Source organism: Streptomyces sp. NPDC051243, assembly GCF_044455405.1.
Classification (GTDB): domain Bacteria; phylum Actinomycetota; class Actinomycetes; order Streptomycetales; family Streptomycetaceae; genus Streptomyces.
The window spans coordinates 1-15,174 of the sequence record NZ_JBITES010000013.1; the positions used below are offsets into that span (position 1 = coordinate 1).

Genomic DNA, 15,174 nt, shown 5'->3' on the forward strand with positions numbered 1-15,174 from the left:
GCCGCCAGCACCGGGAAGGCCAGCAGGACCAGGACACCGGTCAGCAGCACGTTCCAGGTGAAGATCGGCATGCGGAACATGGTCATGCCCGGCGCACGCATGCAGATGATCGTGGTGATGAAGTTGACCGAGCCGAGGATGGTGCCGAAGCCGGAGAAGGCCAGACCCATGATCCACATGTCGGCGCCGATGCCCGGGGAGCGGACCGCGTCCGACAGCGGGCTGTAGGCGAACCAGCCGAAGTCGGCCGCGCCCTGCGGGGTGAGGAAGCCACCGACCGCGATGAGCGAGCCGAACAGGTACAGCCAGTAGGCGAACATGTTCAGCCGCGGGAACGCCACGTCCGGCGCGCCGATCTGCAGCGGCATGATCCAGTTCGCGAAACCGGCGAACAGCGGCGTCGCGAACATCAGCAGCATGATCGTGCCGTGCATCGTGAACGCCTGGTTGAACTGCTCGTTCGACATGATCTGCAGGCCCGGACGGGCCAGCTCGGCACGCATGAGCAGCGCCATCACGCCACCGATCACGAAGAACGCGAACGACGTGACCAAGTAGAGCGTTCCGATGGTCTTGTGGTCCGTGCTGGTCAGCCACTGGACGGCCTTGACGTCTCTGATCCTCTTCACGCCCCGCCTGTGTCCGCCCGCCGACCGGCCGTCACACTCTCAGGACGCGACAACAATCACGGAAACGGGTGTGACGATCCGGCGGGTGCCGGACACGAACGGAACATGAGCAACGACGAGATCTTCGCCGCTGCCTATCGCGAGCACTACTGGGCGGTCAGCCGCTATGTCGCGCGGCGACTGGACGGGCGCATGAGTGAGGTCGAGGAAGTGGTGGCGGAGGTGTTCACCGTCGCCTGGCGGCGCCGGGACGACCTCCCGGCCAGCCCGCTGCCCTGGCTGTACGGCGTGGCACGCAACTGCCTGGCGAACGCGGTACGCGGCTACGGGCGCCGTCGGCGACTGGTCGACCGGCTCGGCAACGACGACGCCGCGCACGGCCGGCACATCGAGGCCGGCCCCGACGCCGAGTCCCCCGGTGGCTGGGTGCACGAGGCGCTGGCCCGGCTGTCCCCGGCCGACCAGGAGGTGCTGCGCCTGACCGCGTGGGAGGAACTCGCCGTCGAGGAAGTCGCCGTGGCCCTTGGCTGCGGCAGACGGGCCGCGGCCATGCGGCTGCACCGCGCCCGCCGCCGGCTGAGAGCCGAGATCGACCGTATGAGCCCAGCGACCGCGCCCAAGGAACGAAACCATGGCTGACGAACTCGAACTGCTGCGCAGGGCCAACCCCGTACCGGTCGAGGGCCCGCACTACGGCGACGGCCCCCTGGACCACACCGCCGAACGCCACCTCGACCGGCTGCTGCGCGAACGCCCTCCCGCACCCCGCCGCCGCACCCGGCTGGCCTGGAGCCTCGCGGCCACCGCCGTGGTCGCGGCGCTCGTGTCGGCGCTGCTGCTCACCGGCCAGACCACCGCCCCCGCGGTCGCCGCGCCCCGGCCGCTGGTGGTACTGGCCGACTCCGCGCCGCTGCCCCTTCAGCGCCTGGCCGAGCGCGCCGCACAAGCGGCGTCCGCCGGCTCGCCCGCCCTGCGCAAGGGCACGCACGTGCAGTCGTGGAGCCTGGGGATGAGCGAGGACAAGCCGCCGATCACCCTCCCCGAGGAGCGCGTCGTGCGCTGGAACGCCGACGACAGCCACACGGAGATCGTCGTGGCGACCGACCCGCGCCACCCGGGCCGGCCCGTCCTCGTCGAGGGAGGCGGCGAGCCGCGTGTCGTCGACGACGGCCATGTCCTCAGCAGGCGGACGTATCCGCCCAGTTGGAGCGACGCGCCGCCCGAGTCACCGCCGCCCCACGACGCCGTAGGACTGAGCGCGTATCTGGCGGAAACGGTGCGCCCCTACCTGTCGGATCACAGCGAGCCGCTGACCACGCCCGAACTCCTCGACGCCACCGAGACCCTGCTCGACCACTGGACCCTGGGCGCCCGCGAGTCCGCGGCGCTCGCCCGGCTGCTGGCCGACGCCGAGGGACTGCGGCCCGTCGGCCGGGTGACGGACCGGTTGGGGCGCGGCGGGCAGGCGTACGTGTACGAGACGGCCGGCGCCCGCCGCATGCTGATCATGGATCCCGCCACCGGAGCCGTCCTCGGGCTGGAGACGACGTTCACCACGGCGGAGCCCGAGTACGGCGTCAAGGCCGGCGACGTGGTGTCGTACAGCGCCTGGATGCGCTGATCACACGCCGAGCCGCCGGGCGGTCGAGTCAGCCGTCTGCTCCTCGCCGGCGCACCGTCCTCAGCCGGGCCATGTTCCGGTCAGGCGGCGGGTTGCGACGGCCCCCGCCCGGTCCACGGCCGCCTTGACCCCGGCGAAGATGGCGCCCTGGATCGTGGCGGCCGTCAGGATCTCCCGCCAGTCGCGGTCCTCGTCGGTGGCGTCCGGCGCGTCCCTCTCGTGGCCGAGCATCTTCCAGGTCTGCTTGAAGGCCGCGCCGGCCAGCATGCCGCTGACGGCGCCGAGGGCGAGGCCCACGGGCTTGTAGGCGATCTTGGAGGTCTTCATCGGTGGCCTCCCGCGCGGCGGCGTGCCAGCAGCACGGCGCCGCCCACCGCGACGGTCCCGCCCACCGCGGCCGTCCCGGCCAGCAGCGCGCCCCGGTGCCGCTGGGCGATCCGCAGGCCACGGTCGGTCCGCGCCCGGATCGGCTCCGGTGTCCTGTCCTGCACCAGGTGGCCGGCCCGGGCCGCGGTGTCCCGGACCCGGTGGGAGGCCCGGTCGGCACTGTCCTGGACCGGCTGCGGCACCTTCTCCCGCAGGCGCCGGCCGACCCGGGCCGTCGTACGGCTCACCTGTTCCGCCGCCTCGTGGGCCTTGTCCTGGGCGCGGGCCCTGACGTCGGTCCGGGCGGCGAGCTCCTCCACGGTCCGGCCCAGTTCCTCGCGGGTGTGCTCGATCTCCCGACGCAGTTCCTCGGGCGTCGGGTCCTTGTCGGGCGTCGCGTCGCCGGTCATCGCTGTGCCCTTTCCTTGATCTCGGCCAGGTCGGCCTTGACGCTGTCGACGGTCTGCTCCGGGGTCGGCGGGGTGGCCCGTGCGACCTTCGCCCTGCCGAAGGCCGCCATCAGCGCGGCGACGACGAGCAGGGCCCCGGTGATGATCAGCGCGGCGGCCCACACCGGCAGCGGCACGGCCAGGGCCGCGATCGCGGTCGCGACCATCGCCTGCAGGGCGAGGAAGCCGACCAGTCCGGCTCCGCCGAAACTGGCGCCGCCCACACCGAGGCGCTTGCCCTTCTGCGTCATCTCCGTCTGCGCCAGCCGCATCTCGGCCCGGACCAGGTCGGTCAGCTCCTGAGAGGCCTCCTGGACCAGTTCGCCCACCGAGGCGTCGGAGCGGGAGCGGTACCGCGGGTGCGCGGTGGTCATGAGGTCACCTTCTCCTCTGCGTTGCGGTTCGCGGATGAGGCTGTTCCGCCGGGTACCCAGGGCGGCTCTCCCGTACCGTGCGGCACGTCATGGACCGCGCAGCCGGCGTCGGTCCTGCTCGTCCCAGGTGCGGGTGTCGCGCGGGGCGACGTACGGCTCCTCGTCCGGTGGGTGCCCGCCCGCGATCGCCCGCTGCCGGGCGGCCTCCGCGTCGAACTCGAGGCCCAGCAGGATGGCCAGATTGCCCACCCACAGCCAGATCAGGAAGACGATCACGCCCGCCATGGTGCCGTAGGTCTTGTTGTACGAGGCGAAGTTGGCGACGTAGAGCGCGAAGCCCGCGGAGGCGATCATCCAGATCAGCAGGGCGAGGAAGCTGCCCGGGGTGATCCACCTGAAGCCACGGATCCTGGCGTTCGGGGTCGCCCAGTACAGGATCGCGATCATGGTGGTCACCAGGACGGCCAGGACGGGCCACTTGGCGATGGCCCAGACGGTCAGGGCCGTGTCGCCGATGCCGAGCGAGTTGCCGACCTGCTGAGCCACCTCGCCGGTGAAGACGACGATCAGCGCGCTGAGCACGGCCAGCACCATGAGCGTGACGGTCACGCCGAGCCGCACCGGGAGGATCTTCCACACCGGACGCCCCTCCGGCATGTCGTAGACGGCGTTGGAGGTGCGGATGAAGGCCGCGACATAACCGGACGCCGACCACACGGCGAGGACGAGACCGACGACGGCCATGACCGAGCCGAGACCGCCGTTGCCCTGCAACTGCTCGACCGCGCGCGTGAGGATGTCGCGGGCCTCGCCCGGCGCGAGCCGCCTGATGTTGTCCAGCACCGCGTCGGTGGCCGACCTGCCGGCCAGACCGAGCACGGACACCAGCACCAGCAGGGCCGGGAAGAGCGACAGCACCCCGTAATAGGTCAGTGCCGCCGCGCGATCGGTCAGCTCGTCGTCCTTGAACTCTCGCAGCGTGCCCTTCAGCGCCGCCCACCAGGACCGTTTGGGCAGCTCGGTGGGTGTGTCGGGGGCCCGCCGCTCCACCTGCGCATCCGGACCGAACTGCTCCCGCGAGTCCTCGGGCGCCGACTGCGGGGGCGGACTGCGATGCTCCCGGTGATTCTTGTGCCTGGGCTTGAGAAGTCGAGTCATGAGCCCCGAGTATCCGGCCCGGCGCCGCTCACGCGCCCACGGCCCGATGCGCCGGGAATTGCCGGGACACCCGCGGCGCACGCTGTTAACGTCGACTCCATGAAGGTCATCAGGCACACCCGCACCGCAGCCGCGCGAGCGACCAGCTCCCCGGCTGCCGACGCCTGATCCCACTCCTCCCCGGCGGCCGGAAACGGACCGCCGGTGTGCGCCACCCTCTTCCTCCCGGTCGCGCTCCGCACCGCGGCTCGTTCCGGTCGCCATGACCCGACGACCCGAAGGAACACCGCGATGACCCCCACACCGACCACCGACCGGATCGTCCGCACCTTCACCGACTTCTTCCGTGAGCGCGGACACGAGCTGGTCACCGGCGGCACACTCCTGCCGCCGCCCTCCGACCCGGTGCTGTTCACCACCTCGGGCATGCACCCGCTCATCCCCTATCTGGAAGGCCGCCCGCACCCGCGGGGCCGGCGCCTGGTCAATGTCCAGCGCTGTCTGCGCACCAGCGACCTCGACGAGGTCGGCGACCCGACCCATCTGACGATGTTCGAGATGCTCGGCTCCTGGTCCCTGGGCGACTACGACCACTCACAGAGCCTGCGTTGGGGACACGAGCTGCTGCGTGACGGATTCGGTGTCCCGCCGGAGCGGATGCACGTCACCGTCTTCGGGGGAGACGACGAAGTCGGTCCCGACAGCCGATCGCTCGACACCTGGCGGGAGTTGGGGCTGCCCGTCGAGCTGACCGCCGACGAGAACTGGTGGTCCCACGGGCCCGTCGGCCTCTGCGGCCCCGATTCCGAGATCTTCGTCTGGACCGGTGACCCGGGCACCCCGCCTCAGGGCACTCCCACCACCGACCCCAGGTGGGTCGAGGTGTGGAACCACGTGAGCATGCGCTACCGCCGGCTCGGGGACGGCGGCCTCCAGCGCATCCCACGGCCCGGTGTGGACACCGGCATGGGACTGGAGCGGCTCGTGACCGTTCTGCAGGGCCACAACTCCGTCTACGACAGCGACCTGTTCGAACCCTGGACCAGGGTCCTGCCGCCGCTGTGGAACCTGGACGGGACGTCGAGGCGGCTCGTCTGCGACCACCTGCGGTCCGGCATCGTCGTCATCGGCGAAGGCGTGCGACCCGCCAACACCGGACGCGGCTACGTGCTGCGCCGGCTGATCCGCCGTGCCCTCACCACCCTGTGGCGCGACGACCCCGAGCGGACCTTGTCCGACCTGCCCGAGGAGGTCCTCCGGCACACGCAGGACCACTTCCGCCAAACGTGCGGAACGGGTCCCGTGCGCGAGGTGCTGCTGGACGAGGAACGGCGGTTCGGCAGGCTGCTGGAGCGGGGGCGTCGCGTGCTCGGCAGGCGGGAGTTCTCAGGCCCGCTGAGCGACGAGGACTACCGCTACCTCCATGACACCCACGGACTGCCGCGCGACCTCGTCACGACCCTGAGAACTCCCTGAGCAGGGAGAAACTCACCTCCAGCACGTCTCCCGCCTGTCTCCTACTCGTCCCACGCCTCGATCAGGATCTGCTGGGAGATCTTGCCGTCCCGCAGCGTGACCATCGACTCGGACAGGACACGCACCCCGTCCGCGTACTGGCAGGACTCGCTGTAGGCCGCGCGGTTGCCCTGGATGACGCATCCCTCCAGCTTGTGCGTCATGTCGCGGCTGTAGACGTCGTCGAGCATCTCGGCGATCTCGTTGCGGCCGTGCAGCACCCTGGGGTGGCTCGGCTGGCTGTTGCGGTTCACGACGCGCAGCTCCGCGTCGTCCGCGTACAGCGACAGAAGCGTCTCCGGGGTCTGACCTTCGATGCCCCGGCGCAGTGTCTCGGTGTCGAACGAGGGGCTTGTGGCGGTGCCCATGGTGACCTCCTTCGAGGCCCGCGGCAGGACGAGGGAGGGCCGCGAGGACCTCTCCTCCGAGACTCCTCCGCCCCGCCGGACTCGGCAAGCGCGGCCCGAGCGCTGGGCCTGACGGGTGAGCGCCGCCGGGCGGCCGTGTCCGGCGGTGGGCCGCCCGCGTTGCTGAAAGCATGATCTCAACACGACGTATCGCAGCCGCCGTTGGTCTCGCCGCCGGTCTCACCAGCCTCGCCGCTCCGCTCGCGAACGCGCACAACGCGGACACCCGGAACGCCGGCGCCCGGCTGAACCCGATCACCACGCTCGACTCGCTCGCCCAGACCGGCATCCCCCCGCAGCACCAGCACCGGGTCCCGCGGGTCTCCCAGCAGCTGGGCCACCTCGACCGCATCAACACCCTGAACCCGGCGCAACTGGGGCACCTCCGATAAGCCGCCGACCACACCGAAAGGGCCGCTCCGGTTCGAACCGGGCGGCCCTTCGTGTGCCGTGGGTGACGTGTTCGCTACCCGGCGCTCTCGGCCGGCGCCGACAGGAAGTGGAAGCCCGGCCTGGGATGCATCAGGAAGTCGTGGTGGGAGATGTTCCACGCGTAGGCACCCGCCAGCGCGAACACCACCCGGTCTCCGGCCCTGAGCCCGGCCGCGGGCACCCGGCGGGCCAGCACGTCCTTGGGCGTGCACAGCTGCCCGGCCACGGTGATCGTCCCCCGGGCCTCGTCCGTGGGGACTCCCATCGCGCTCCGCCGGCCGCCCGCCGCCGGCCGCGGCCAGGGGTGTGGCCAGGCGTCCACCGGCAGCACGGAACAGGGCTGGTCGTGGCCCTTCGTCGCCGGGGTACGCAGATGGTGGGTGCCCCCGCGCACGACGGCGAACTCCTCGCCGTGGCTGTGCTTCACGTCCAGCACCTCGGTGGCGTACCAGCCGCAGTACGCCGTGAGCGCGCGGCCCGGCTCGATCCGCAGGGTCAGCCCCGGGTGCCGCTCGGCCAGGCGGGCGAGGCCGCGGCCGTACTCGGCCCAGTCGAAGCGGCGCTCCGGGGCGCCGTAGTCGACGTGCATGCCGCCGCCGACGTTCACCTCGGCGAGTCGCACCCCGAGACTCGTCGCCCAGCTCACGACCGACTCCGCCACCGCGACCTGCTCGGCCGCCTCCAGGCCACTGGCCAAGTGGGCGTGGACACCGCGCAGTTCCAGGTGCGGATACGTCCCGTCGGAGAGGGACCGGACGACCTCGACGGCCTGTGCCGGGTCCATACCGAAGGGCGTCGGACGCCCTCCCATCGCCAGCGAGCTGCCCGCCAACGACCCGTCGGCCACCGGCAGGTTGACGCGCGGCAGCACCGCCACTCGCCGTCCCGGCGCGTGCGCCCGTGCCAACTCGGCGAGCATGCGCAGCTCGTAAGCGCTCTCCACGTGGAAGCGCTCGACTCCCGTCTCCAGGGCGGCCGTCACCTCGTCCGGCGTCTTGCCGGGGCCGCCGAAGGCGAGCGGCCGCCCCGGAACCGCCTTGGCGACATGGGTGAGTTCACCGCCCGAGGAGACCTCGTATCCGTCGACGTACGGCCCGAGCGCGGCCAGGATCTCAGGCTCCGGGTTGGCCTTGGCCGCGTAGTACAGCTCGACGCTCGACGGGAGGGCGGCCCGCACGGCAGCCGCGTGGCCGCGCAGTGCCGCCAGGTCATAGACGTACGCGGGCAGTTCGGCGGACGGCAGGGACAGGACGCGGTCACGGACCGCGGGTGTCGGCAAGGTCACCGGGCGCCTCCCGTCGTGTCACGCGGGCCCCCGGCCCTGGTCGCGCCGCCCAGGACGTCCTCGGCGAGCGGGGACGGCAGCCTGACGTATCCGGCCTCGCGGTCCGCCTTGCGTTCCCAGCGGGTGAGCAGGTTGGCCTTGGCGGGCAGCGGCACGCCGGCGAGCAGGGCCGCCAGGCGCGGCGGGCAGCCGAAGCGGTCGGTGTACGACTCGAGCGTGGCCCGCACCCGGCCCCACAGCGCGGCCTCGGCCCCCGGGTGCAGATCGGCGAGGGCGGCCAGCAGCTCGGCCACATGGTTGACCAGCAGGCAGTACACGACGCGGTCCCAGCCGCGCCGGGCGTCGTACGTCATCGGTCCCGCGACCTCGGGCGGCAGCGAGGCGAGCGTGTCCGCGTGGTGGTCCGGGACCAGCTTGGTGCCCTCCAGGTCGCGGAAGAGGACCTGGGCGGGCCTGCCGTCGGCGTCGACGCAGATCAGGACGTTCTGCAGGTGCGGTTCCAGGACCAGGCCGTGATCGAAGTACGCGGCGAGGACCGGCGGCAGGAGGAGGTCGAGATAGGCCGCCCACCAGTCCAGGGCCGCTTCCTCGCCCGCGCCGGCGAGGAGCCGGGAGAGGTGCGCGGCGCCGGTCGGGTACTCGTCGGCGACGGCCGCCGCCAGCAGGGCAGTGGTGCCCGGTGCGAGTCGCTGCGGCAGGCCCTCGCGGACGATGACGCCGAAGCCCTCGAAGAGCGCGCGGTCCGGCGTTCCGTCCGGGCCGGGCAGCGCCAGTGTGCGGTAGGCGGGCTCGCGCAGCACCGCACTGCCGGGGAAGCGCTCGGCCAGGTCGGCAAGGGCCGGGGCCAGCACGCGGGTGAGCGCGACGGCGCCCGACAGCTCGTAACTGCTGTTCTTGCGCAGGCAGTTGGTGATCCGCACGTTCAGGCTGAACTTCAGGAAGCTCTCCCCGTCGTACAGGGTGCGCACCGACGCGGTGGCGGCGAAGGGCCGGTCGCCGGGGCCGAGGTCGAGGACGTCGCCGCGGTCGAGGGCCGCGCGGAGCAACGGGTGCTCGCTGAGCGTCTCGTACTGCCAGGGGTGGGCTGGGAGCAGACGGTAGCCCTCGGGGACGTCGGTGCGCTGACCGTCCAGCGCGGCCACGGCCGAGGCGTCGGCGTACTCCTCGGCGATCAGGTCGGCGCGCACGGCCAGGTGCCGCAGCGGGAAGGCGGCCCCGGCCTCCGGGGCGTAGGCGGACCAGGCGCGGGGGTCGCCGGTGCGAGCCTTGGGCGTCGGGTGGAAGCGGTGGCCGAACACGAGGGACTGCTCGGAGGCGAGGTAGGCGGAGAGCCGGTCGGTCGGGCGCGAATCCGAGGAAGCCGGCTTGGTGGACAGAGCGGTCGCCACAGCCTCGTGGCTGGAGGCGATCTGCTCCAGGAACTCCTCGTTGCGCACGCCCGTACGCAGCGACAGCTCGTCGTGCGTGTATTCGGCGAGGCGCCGCCAGTCGACGTCGGCCCAGTCGCCGTCGCGCTGCTCTCTCACGGGGCCGGTGAACCGGTGCGCGCCGATCAGGGAGGTGCGGCGCAGGGCCACCCGCAGCAGGACGCCGCGCCGGGGCAGCCGCAGCAGCAGGTGGCCGTCGGCGACCACGCTCTGGTGCTCGGGGCCGGACACCTCGCGCAGCAGGCAGTTGAGCAGGGTGTGGGCCACCGCCTCGTCGGCGGTGGGAAGTTCGGCGGGGGCTGCGGTACTCCCGAGCGAGCGAAGCGAGTTGGGGGTACCCCCGGACGAAGTCTGGGGGACGGTCAGGGAGGGCATCAACGGCTCCGGCGGGTGCGGTGGTTCAGTGTGGGGAGGAGGGTCGCGAGGACGGTGACGGCAGCGGCCGCGCCGCCGATCAGCACGGGTGCGGCCGGTCCGAAGCGGGCACTGCCCGCCGCGGCGGCCAGGCCGGCGGCGACCGCGCCGGCCTTGGAGAAGAACTCGAGCGATCCGAACATGCCGCCCGGCGCACGCCCCTTGGCGCAGTCGGCGGCCAGCACCGACAGGCACACCAGGCCGAGGGTGAGTCCCACGCCCAGCAGCAGCCGGACGGCGATCAGCGAGGTCAGCGAACCGGCGGCCCCGTGCCCGCCGAGCCCGAGCGCGATACAGGCGAAGCCGAGCGCCAAACCGGCCCGCGGACGGTCCCGGAACGCGGCGTGCACCGCCAGTGCCGACACCAGATAGACCAGGTGGGGCAGGGCGAAGAGCACCCCGGACAGGGCCGGCGAGGTCCCCGGGACCCTTTCCTCGACGAGCGCGATCAGGTAGGGGAAGGAGACAACCGTGGAGAAGACGAAGGCGAACTCCAGGGCGTACAGCACTTTCAGCGAGACCACCGGGTTCGCCTCGCCGGCCGTCTCCGGCTCGCTTCGCTGCCGCTCGGCGGTCTGCGGTTCGGGCAGCGCGGCGAGCAGCAGGGCGGCCGTCAGCGGCAGTACGGCGAGCAGCGCGTACTGGCGGTGCGGGGAGAGCCAGCCCGACAGCGAACCGACCACGATCGGGGCCAGGACCAGGGCTGCCCGCGCGCTCCCCTGCATCAGGGTGAGCGCCTTCGACAACGCGGCGCCCTCCAGCGCGGCGCCCAGGTAGCCGTTGGACGCGGCGAACGTGCCGCCCAGGATGCCCTGCAGCACCAGCGCCACCGTGAAGGTGGCCAGCGAGTCCGCCCACCCCGCGAGCAGGAAGGACACGGCCAGCCCCAACTGGGCGCGCAGCAGCAGCCGTTTACGGCCGAACCGGTCCGCGAGCCGCCCCCACAGCGGGGCGCCGAGCGCGCCGAACACGGTCGGCACGATGTAGAGCACCCCGGCCCAGCGGGCCTGGCGGTCGCCCAGCTCCGGCAGGATCTCGGTGAGATACGGGGGCAGGCCCAGCGCCGCGAACGACGCCACGAAGTAGCAGCCGGCCACCGCCCGCACCTGTCCGCGCCCGAAACCCCGCCGCGGTATGCGCAGCGCCTGTGCGCTCATGCCGGACCACCGCAGGGCAGCAGGTAGTTGGGTCCGGTCGTGTAGTGCTTGTTGATGTCGGCCGCGCCGGAGCGCTCCTTGGACAACAGCGTCCCGGCCGACACCATCGCCTTCACCGGCAACCGCGGGGCGTCCAGGACACGGGCGCGCAGGACGGCCCCGGCGTCGCCGCCGAGCCGGTCCACGGCCTCCGACAGCCGGACGCGGATGAGATCCAGCAGGGCCGCGCGGTGCTTCGGCAGGCCGAACGCGTAGGACCCCGCGCACAGATGGACGGTGATCGTGGCGAAGACGTCGGCCACCGGGCCGTCGTCCCTGCCGAAGACGCGCCTGTCGTCGAAGGCCCATGGCCCGGGGAGCACGGCGTCCAGCCGCTCGGCGTTGACGCGCGGCCCGTCGTTGTCCTTGAACAGCAGCCGCAGCTCACCCGGCCGCAGCACCAGCGAGATGTTCTGCTGGTGCGACTCCAGCGCGATGCCATAGCCGAACAGTGTGGTCTGCCAGTCGAACAGCAGCGTCAGGAAGGCGTCCAGGAGGGCGAGCGGGTCGCCGCCGAAGAAGCGGTCGGCGAGCCCGTCGATCACCAGGCGCCCGTCCGGCGCCTCGGCCAGGAGCGCCGCCAGCGGTACCACCGTGCAGTCGTCGAGGCCGGCCGGGTAGCGGCGGCACAGAACGGCCAGCAACTCGTGCCCGGCGTGGGCGTACGTCGTCTCGTCGGCGTGCAGGACCGACTCCTGAAAGCGGGGCTCGCGGGCGATCACCGCTTCCAGCAGCCGCTGGCCCACCGCGCCGTCGACCAGCGTTCCTGGCTTGATGGTCCGCTTGTTGCGCAGCCCCAGCGTGGCGGTGGCGAGCGGCAGTTTGAGGTGCACGGACGGATCGGCGACCGTGGCCACGGTCCGCATGGAGAGGGTCGGTACGACGTCCAGGTATGCGCGGTCGGCCGGCGCGGCGTCGCCGGGCAGGGCGTCGACGGTCAGGGGATGGACAGGCAGCATCACATGCGTGTCCTGCAGCTCGGGCCGGGCGAGTGTGTGGGGCGTCGGCCAGAACTCCGGCAGCTTGCCCGTCAGGGTGACCCTGTCCCGGGGCACGGCGAGCCAGCGCAGTGCGAAGCGCGGACCGAACTCGGGGGCGTACGCGCGCAGTTGGTCCTCCGTCAGCCCGGAGCGGCCGCGTGCCGTCGGGTAGACGGGGTGGTCGTGGCGGGCGGCCAGCGTGTCGTACGTCAGGCTGCCCCCGAGGCCCGTCCCGTCCGTGAGCCGGGCCATGATCTGCGCCCGTGTCGTCGAGTGCAGCCGCATGGTCGCCAACGTCTGACGGCACTCCTCGGCGAACGCGTCGAAGCCGCCCCGATCCTCGGCATCGGCGAGCTCGCGCAGCGCGCCCAGCACGGTGTCGCACGACGTCAGCTCCGCGCCGTCCGACTCGCGCACGAGGAGCGGCAACCGGGCCGCGTACGCGCACTGGAAGCCGTCCTCGACGACCGGCAGCAGCAGGACGTCCTGTGCCGTGGGGAGCCGTAGCCAGAGACCGTCCTGCTTGTGCACGATCGTGCTGCTGGTACGCAGGCCGACCACGTCCTCGCGAAGGAGTGCGCTGAGTACCCGGATGAGGAGATCCGCCGCGGAAGTGTCCGTCGCGGTCACGGCTGGATCTCCCACTGCCGCTCGGCCAGGAACTCGGCCACCACCCGGTCCACCGTTCGCTGGTCGGGGCCGGTGGCGCGCAGCACGCCGAGGTAGTCGCGGTTGGTCATGTAGAGCTCGTGCCGCTCGCCCACGGACCGCAGCGGACGGTACGTCAGCCGCACACCGTCGACGTCGAGATCCGTGCTCCGGGGGGCGTCGACCAGGGTGCCGGCGCGGTCGGCGCACGGGTACTCAAGGCGGGCGGCGCCGTCGCGGCGGGCGCCCAGGTCGGCCGGGAGCGGCTCGCCCAGGTGGGTGCGCAGGATGTGCTCGAACAACGGGATCCGAAGCAGCCGGGCCAGCAGCAGGTCGCACTGGTCGCCGATGGCCCGGTAGTTGACCTCGATGATCCGCGCCCGCCCCTCGTGCACCACGAACTCGGTGTGGCAGGCGCCGAACCCGACGCCCAGCGCGTCCAGTTGCGCCAGGACCTGCTCGACGACCGGCTCGGGATGGGCGGGGACGAAGGTGAGGCGCTCCTCGATGAAGTACGGCGGCGGCGACAGCTCGGTGTGGAAGCCGCCCAGCACATGGCGGACGTTGCCGTCGCCGAGGGTCTCCAGGGTGAACAGCTCGCCGGGGAGGTACTCCTCGACGACCAATACCGAGCCCGGGCGGCGCTCCAGGATCTCCTTGGAGCGGGTCATCAGGTCCTCCGGGCCGTCGACGAGGACGACGTCCTCGCTGGCCACGCCCTCACGCGGCTTGACGACACAGGGGTACGGCGCGTCGAGCGCGGCCGGTTCGGTGAGCTCGGCGGACCATACGGTGTCCACGCCGGCCGCGGAGAGGCGGCGGCGCATCTCGGCCTTGTCCTTGCAGCGCAGGGTGGCCCGCCAGTCCTTGCCAGGGAGATCGAAGTAGGCGGCGGCCAGGGCGGCCTGGGTCTGGAGGTGGTCGCTGTTGGTGAAGACGGCGTCGGGGCGGTGGTGGGTCGAGATCCGGGTGATCACGGCCCGGAAGTCCCGGACGTCGCACTCCAGGACCTCCGTCTCCGGGTAGATGCGGCGGTGGGCGTCGGGCTGGTCGGTGAGGACGGTGACGTCCAGGCCGAGCCGGGCGGCGGCGGGCAGGAAGCCCTCGGTCACGGCGTCGGTCGGATTGAGGGCGAGCAGGTACAGGCGCATGGCAGGCAGACAACTTCCGCTGGCGGGTGGGGGGGTTGGGGCGGGCCGGGCCTGGTCGGACACGGCCCGCCCCGGAGGAACAGCGGTGGCTACTTCGCCGGGAGCTCCACGCCGGTGGCCTTCGCCACGTCCTTGAGCATCTCCTCGGCGGCCTGGACACCGATGCCGGACATCCACGTCTCGTCCGGGACCTCGAAGACCTTGCCGTCCTTCACCGCCGGAAGGCTCTTCCAGACGGGGTTGGAGACGACCTGCTGCTTCTGGGTCTTGTCCTCGGCGTCGGCGGCGGTGACGAAGATCAGGTCGGCGTCGGCCTGGTCGATCTGCTCGGGGCTGACGTCCTTCATCGTGACCTCGGGGTCGCTGGAGATCTGCGACTTCGGGCGCTGCAGGCCGATGTCGTCCAGGACCACGCCGCTGTAGGAGTTGGACTGGTAGAGGCGGGTCGGACCGGCGATGAAGCGGACCACGGACGCGGTCGGCATGGCGTTGCCGTTCTTCTTCTTGATGGCCTCACCGAGCGCCTTGGCCTGCGTCTCGTACTCCTCGAGCTTGGCCGCGGCCTCCTTCTCCAGGCCCAGCGCCTCGGCGTGGACCTTCAGGTTCTCCTTCCAGACACCGCCGGTGGTCTCGGTGAAGACGGTCGGGGCGATCGCGCTGAGCTTGTCGTAGACCTTCTCGTGCCGGACCTTGGAGGACAGGATCAGATCGGGCTTGAGCGAGGCGATCTTCTCCAGGTTCGGCTCAAGCAGCGGGCCGACGTCGACGGTGTCCTTCAACTCGCCGTCCAGGTACGTCGGGAAGCCGCCCGAGGTCTTGAAGTGCGGGGCGACCGCGCCGACCGGGTCGATGCCGAGCAGGGTGACGTCGTCCAGCTCGCCGGTGTCGAGAACGACGACCCGCTTCGGCTGGGAGGGGATCTCCACGTCGCCCATGACGGTCTTGAGGGTGCGCGGGAAGGCGGAGCTGTTCTTGGCGGCCTGAGCCGTGTCGCCGTCCTGGGCGGAGTCCTCGCTGCCGCAGGCGGCCAGCACGGCCGTACCGAGTACGACGGCGAGCAGCACGGCGATGAGCCGGCCGATTCCGCGCAGGGGAGATCGCTTGAACATGGGCGGTCTTTCT

The 15,174-nt window shown here is 71.9% G+C and carries 16 protein-coding genes; 4 read left to right on the top strand and 12 right to left on the bottom strand.

The genetic code is table 11. The features are described from left to right. Positions 1 to 629, bottom strand: a 629-nt coding sequence (locus ACIBAG_RS30630) for a cbb3-type cytochrome c oxidase subunit I (RefSeq protein ID WP_399109436.1), incomplete at its 3' end; no start/stop codon positions are given. Between the two features lie 105 nt (positions 630 to 734). Here ACIBAG_RS30630 and ACIBAG_RS30635 point away from each other — a divergent pair. Further along, on the top strand, positions 735 to 1,268 hold the full coding sequence (locus tag ACIBAG_RS30635) for an RNA polymerase sigma factor (RefSeq protein ID WP_399109437.1): 534 nt from the start codon (positions 735 to 737) through the stop codon (positions 1,266 to 1,268). Beyond that, positions 1,261 to 2,250: a CU044_5270 family protein gene (locus tag ACIBAG_RS30640; protein WP_399109439.1), complete on the top strand. Its 990-nt coding sequence runs from the start codon at positions 1,261 to 1,263 to the stop codon at positions 2,248 to 2,250. The genes ACIBAG_RS30635 and ACIBAG_RS30640 overlap by 8 nt, the downstream gene beginning before the upstream one ends. A gap of 60 nt (positions 2,251 to 2,310) precedes the next feature. Here the strand turns inward: ACIBAG_RS30640 and ACIBAG_RS30645 are convergent, their stop codons facing one another. From ACIBAG_RS30645 to ACIBAG_RS30660, 4 genes are all read right to left on the bottom strand, one after another. Next, positions 2,311 to 2,577, bottom strand: coding sequence for a DUF4235 domain-containing protein (locus ACIBAG_RS30645; RefSeq protein ID WP_399109441.1), 267 nt, complete (start codon positions 2,575 to 2,577; stop codon positions 2,311 to 2,313). Further along, positions 2,574 to 3,026 carry a DUF3618 domain-containing protein gene (locus ACIBAG_RS30650; protein ID WP_399109443.1) on the bottom strand — a complete coding sequence of 151 codons (453 nt, stop codon included), beginning with the start codon at positions 3,024 to 3,026 and terminating at the stop codon, positions 2,574 to 2,576. Before ACIBAG_RS30650 ends, ACIBAG_RS30645 begins: the two co-directional genes overlap by 4 nt. Next, positions 3,023 to 3,439: a phage holin family protein gene (locus tag ACIBAG_RS30655; protein WP_399109445.1), complete on the bottom strand. Its 417-nt coding sequence runs from the start codon at positions 3,437 to 3,439 to the stop codon at positions 3,023 to 3,025. The genes ACIBAG_RS30650 and ACIBAG_RS30655 overlap by 4 nt, the downstream gene beginning before the upstream one ends. Before the next feature lie 87 nt (positions 3,440 to 3,526). Beyond that, positions 3,527 to 4,597 (bottom strand): YihY/virulence factor BrkB family protein, encoded by a 1,071-nt coding sequence (locus ACIBAG_RS30660; RefSeq protein ID WP_399109446.1) that lies wholly within the window; start codon positions 4,595 to 4,597, stop codon positions 3,527 to 3,529. A 291-nt stretch (positions 4,598 to 4,888) separates the two neighbouring features. Here ACIBAG_RS30660 and ACIBAG_RS30665 point away from each other — a divergent pair, with 291 nt between their 5' ends. Continuing rightward, positions 4,889 to 6,073 (top strand): alanine--tRNA ligase-related protein, encoded by a 1,185-nt coding sequence (locus tag ACIBAG_RS30665; protein ID WP_399109447.1) that lies wholly within the window; start codon positions 4,889 to 4,891, stop codon positions 6,071 to 6,073. A gap of 41 nt (positions 6,074 to 6,114) precedes the next feature. Here ACIBAG_RS30665 and ACIBAG_RS30670 read toward each other — a convergent pair whose 3' ends face one another. Then, positions 6,115 to 6,480, bottom strand: coding sequence for a nuclear transport factor 2 family protein (locus ACIBAG_RS30670; RefSeq protein ID WP_399109449.1), 366 nt, complete (start codon positions 6,478 to 6,480; stop codon positions 6,115 to 6,117). A 170-nt stretch (positions 6,481 to 6,650) separates the two neighbouring features. Here ACIBAG_RS30670 and ACIBAG_RS30675 point away from each other — a divergent pair, with 170 nt between their 5' ends. Further along, a complete protein-coding gene (locus ACIBAG_RS30675) occupies positions 6,651 to 6,911 on the top strand; it encodes a hypothetical protein (RefSeq protein WP_399109450.1) in 261 nt (86 codons plus the stop codon). A gap of 74 nt (positions 6,912 to 6,985) precedes the next feature. Here the strand turns inward: ACIBAG_RS30675 and ACIBAG_RS30680 are convergent, their stop codons facing one another. The 6 genes from ACIBAG_RS30680 to ACIBAG_RS30705 form a co-directional block, all read right to left on the bottom strand. Continuing rightward, positions 6,986 to 8,236 (bottom strand): type III PLP-dependent enzyme, encoded by a 1,251-nt coding sequence (locus tag ACIBAG_RS30680; RefSeq protein WP_399109452.1) that lies wholly within the window; start codon positions 8,234 to 8,236, stop codon positions 6,986 to 6,988. Further along, positions 8,233 to 10,038: an IucA/IucC family protein gene (locus ACIBAG_RS30685; protein ID WP_399109454.1), complete on the bottom strand. Its 1,806-nt coding sequence runs from the start codon at positions 10,036 to 10,038 to the stop codon at positions 8,233 to 8,235. Before ACIBAG_RS30685 ends, ACIBAG_RS30680 begins: the two co-directional genes overlap by 4 nt. Continuing rightward, a complete protein-coding gene (locus ACIBAG_RS30690; protein ID WP_399109456.1) occupies positions 10,038 to 11,234 on the bottom strand; it encodes an MFS transporter in 1,197 nt (398 codons plus the stop codon). Before ACIBAG_RS30690 ends, ACIBAG_RS30685 begins: the two co-directional genes overlap by 1 nt. Then, entirely contained in the window at positions 11,231 to 12,883 is a 1,653-nt protein-coding gene (locus ACIBAG_RS30695) for an IucA/IucC family protein (RefSeq protein WP_399109459.1), read from the bottom strand. Before ACIBAG_RS30695 ends, ACIBAG_RS30690 begins: the two co-directional genes overlap by 4 nt. Further along, positions 12,880 to 14,052, bottom strand: a complete 1,173-nt coding sequence (locus tag ACIBAG_RS30700) for an acetyl-CoA carboxylase biotin carboxylase subunit family protein (protein ID WP_399109461.1) — start codon at positions 14,050 to 14,052, stop codon at positions 12,880 to 12,882. The genes ACIBAG_RS30695 and ACIBAG_RS30700 overlap by 4 nt, the downstream gene beginning before the upstream one ends. 89 nt (positions 14,053 to 14,141) lie before the next feature. Beyond that, positions 14,142 to 15,161: an ABC transporter substrate-binding protein gene (locus tag ACIBAG_RS30705; RefSeq protein WP_399109462.1), complete on the bottom strand. Its 1,020-nt coding sequence runs from the start codon at positions 15,159 to 15,161 to the stop codon at positions 14,142 to 14,144. Between the last annotated feature and the right edge of the window lie 13 nt (positions 15,162 to 15,174).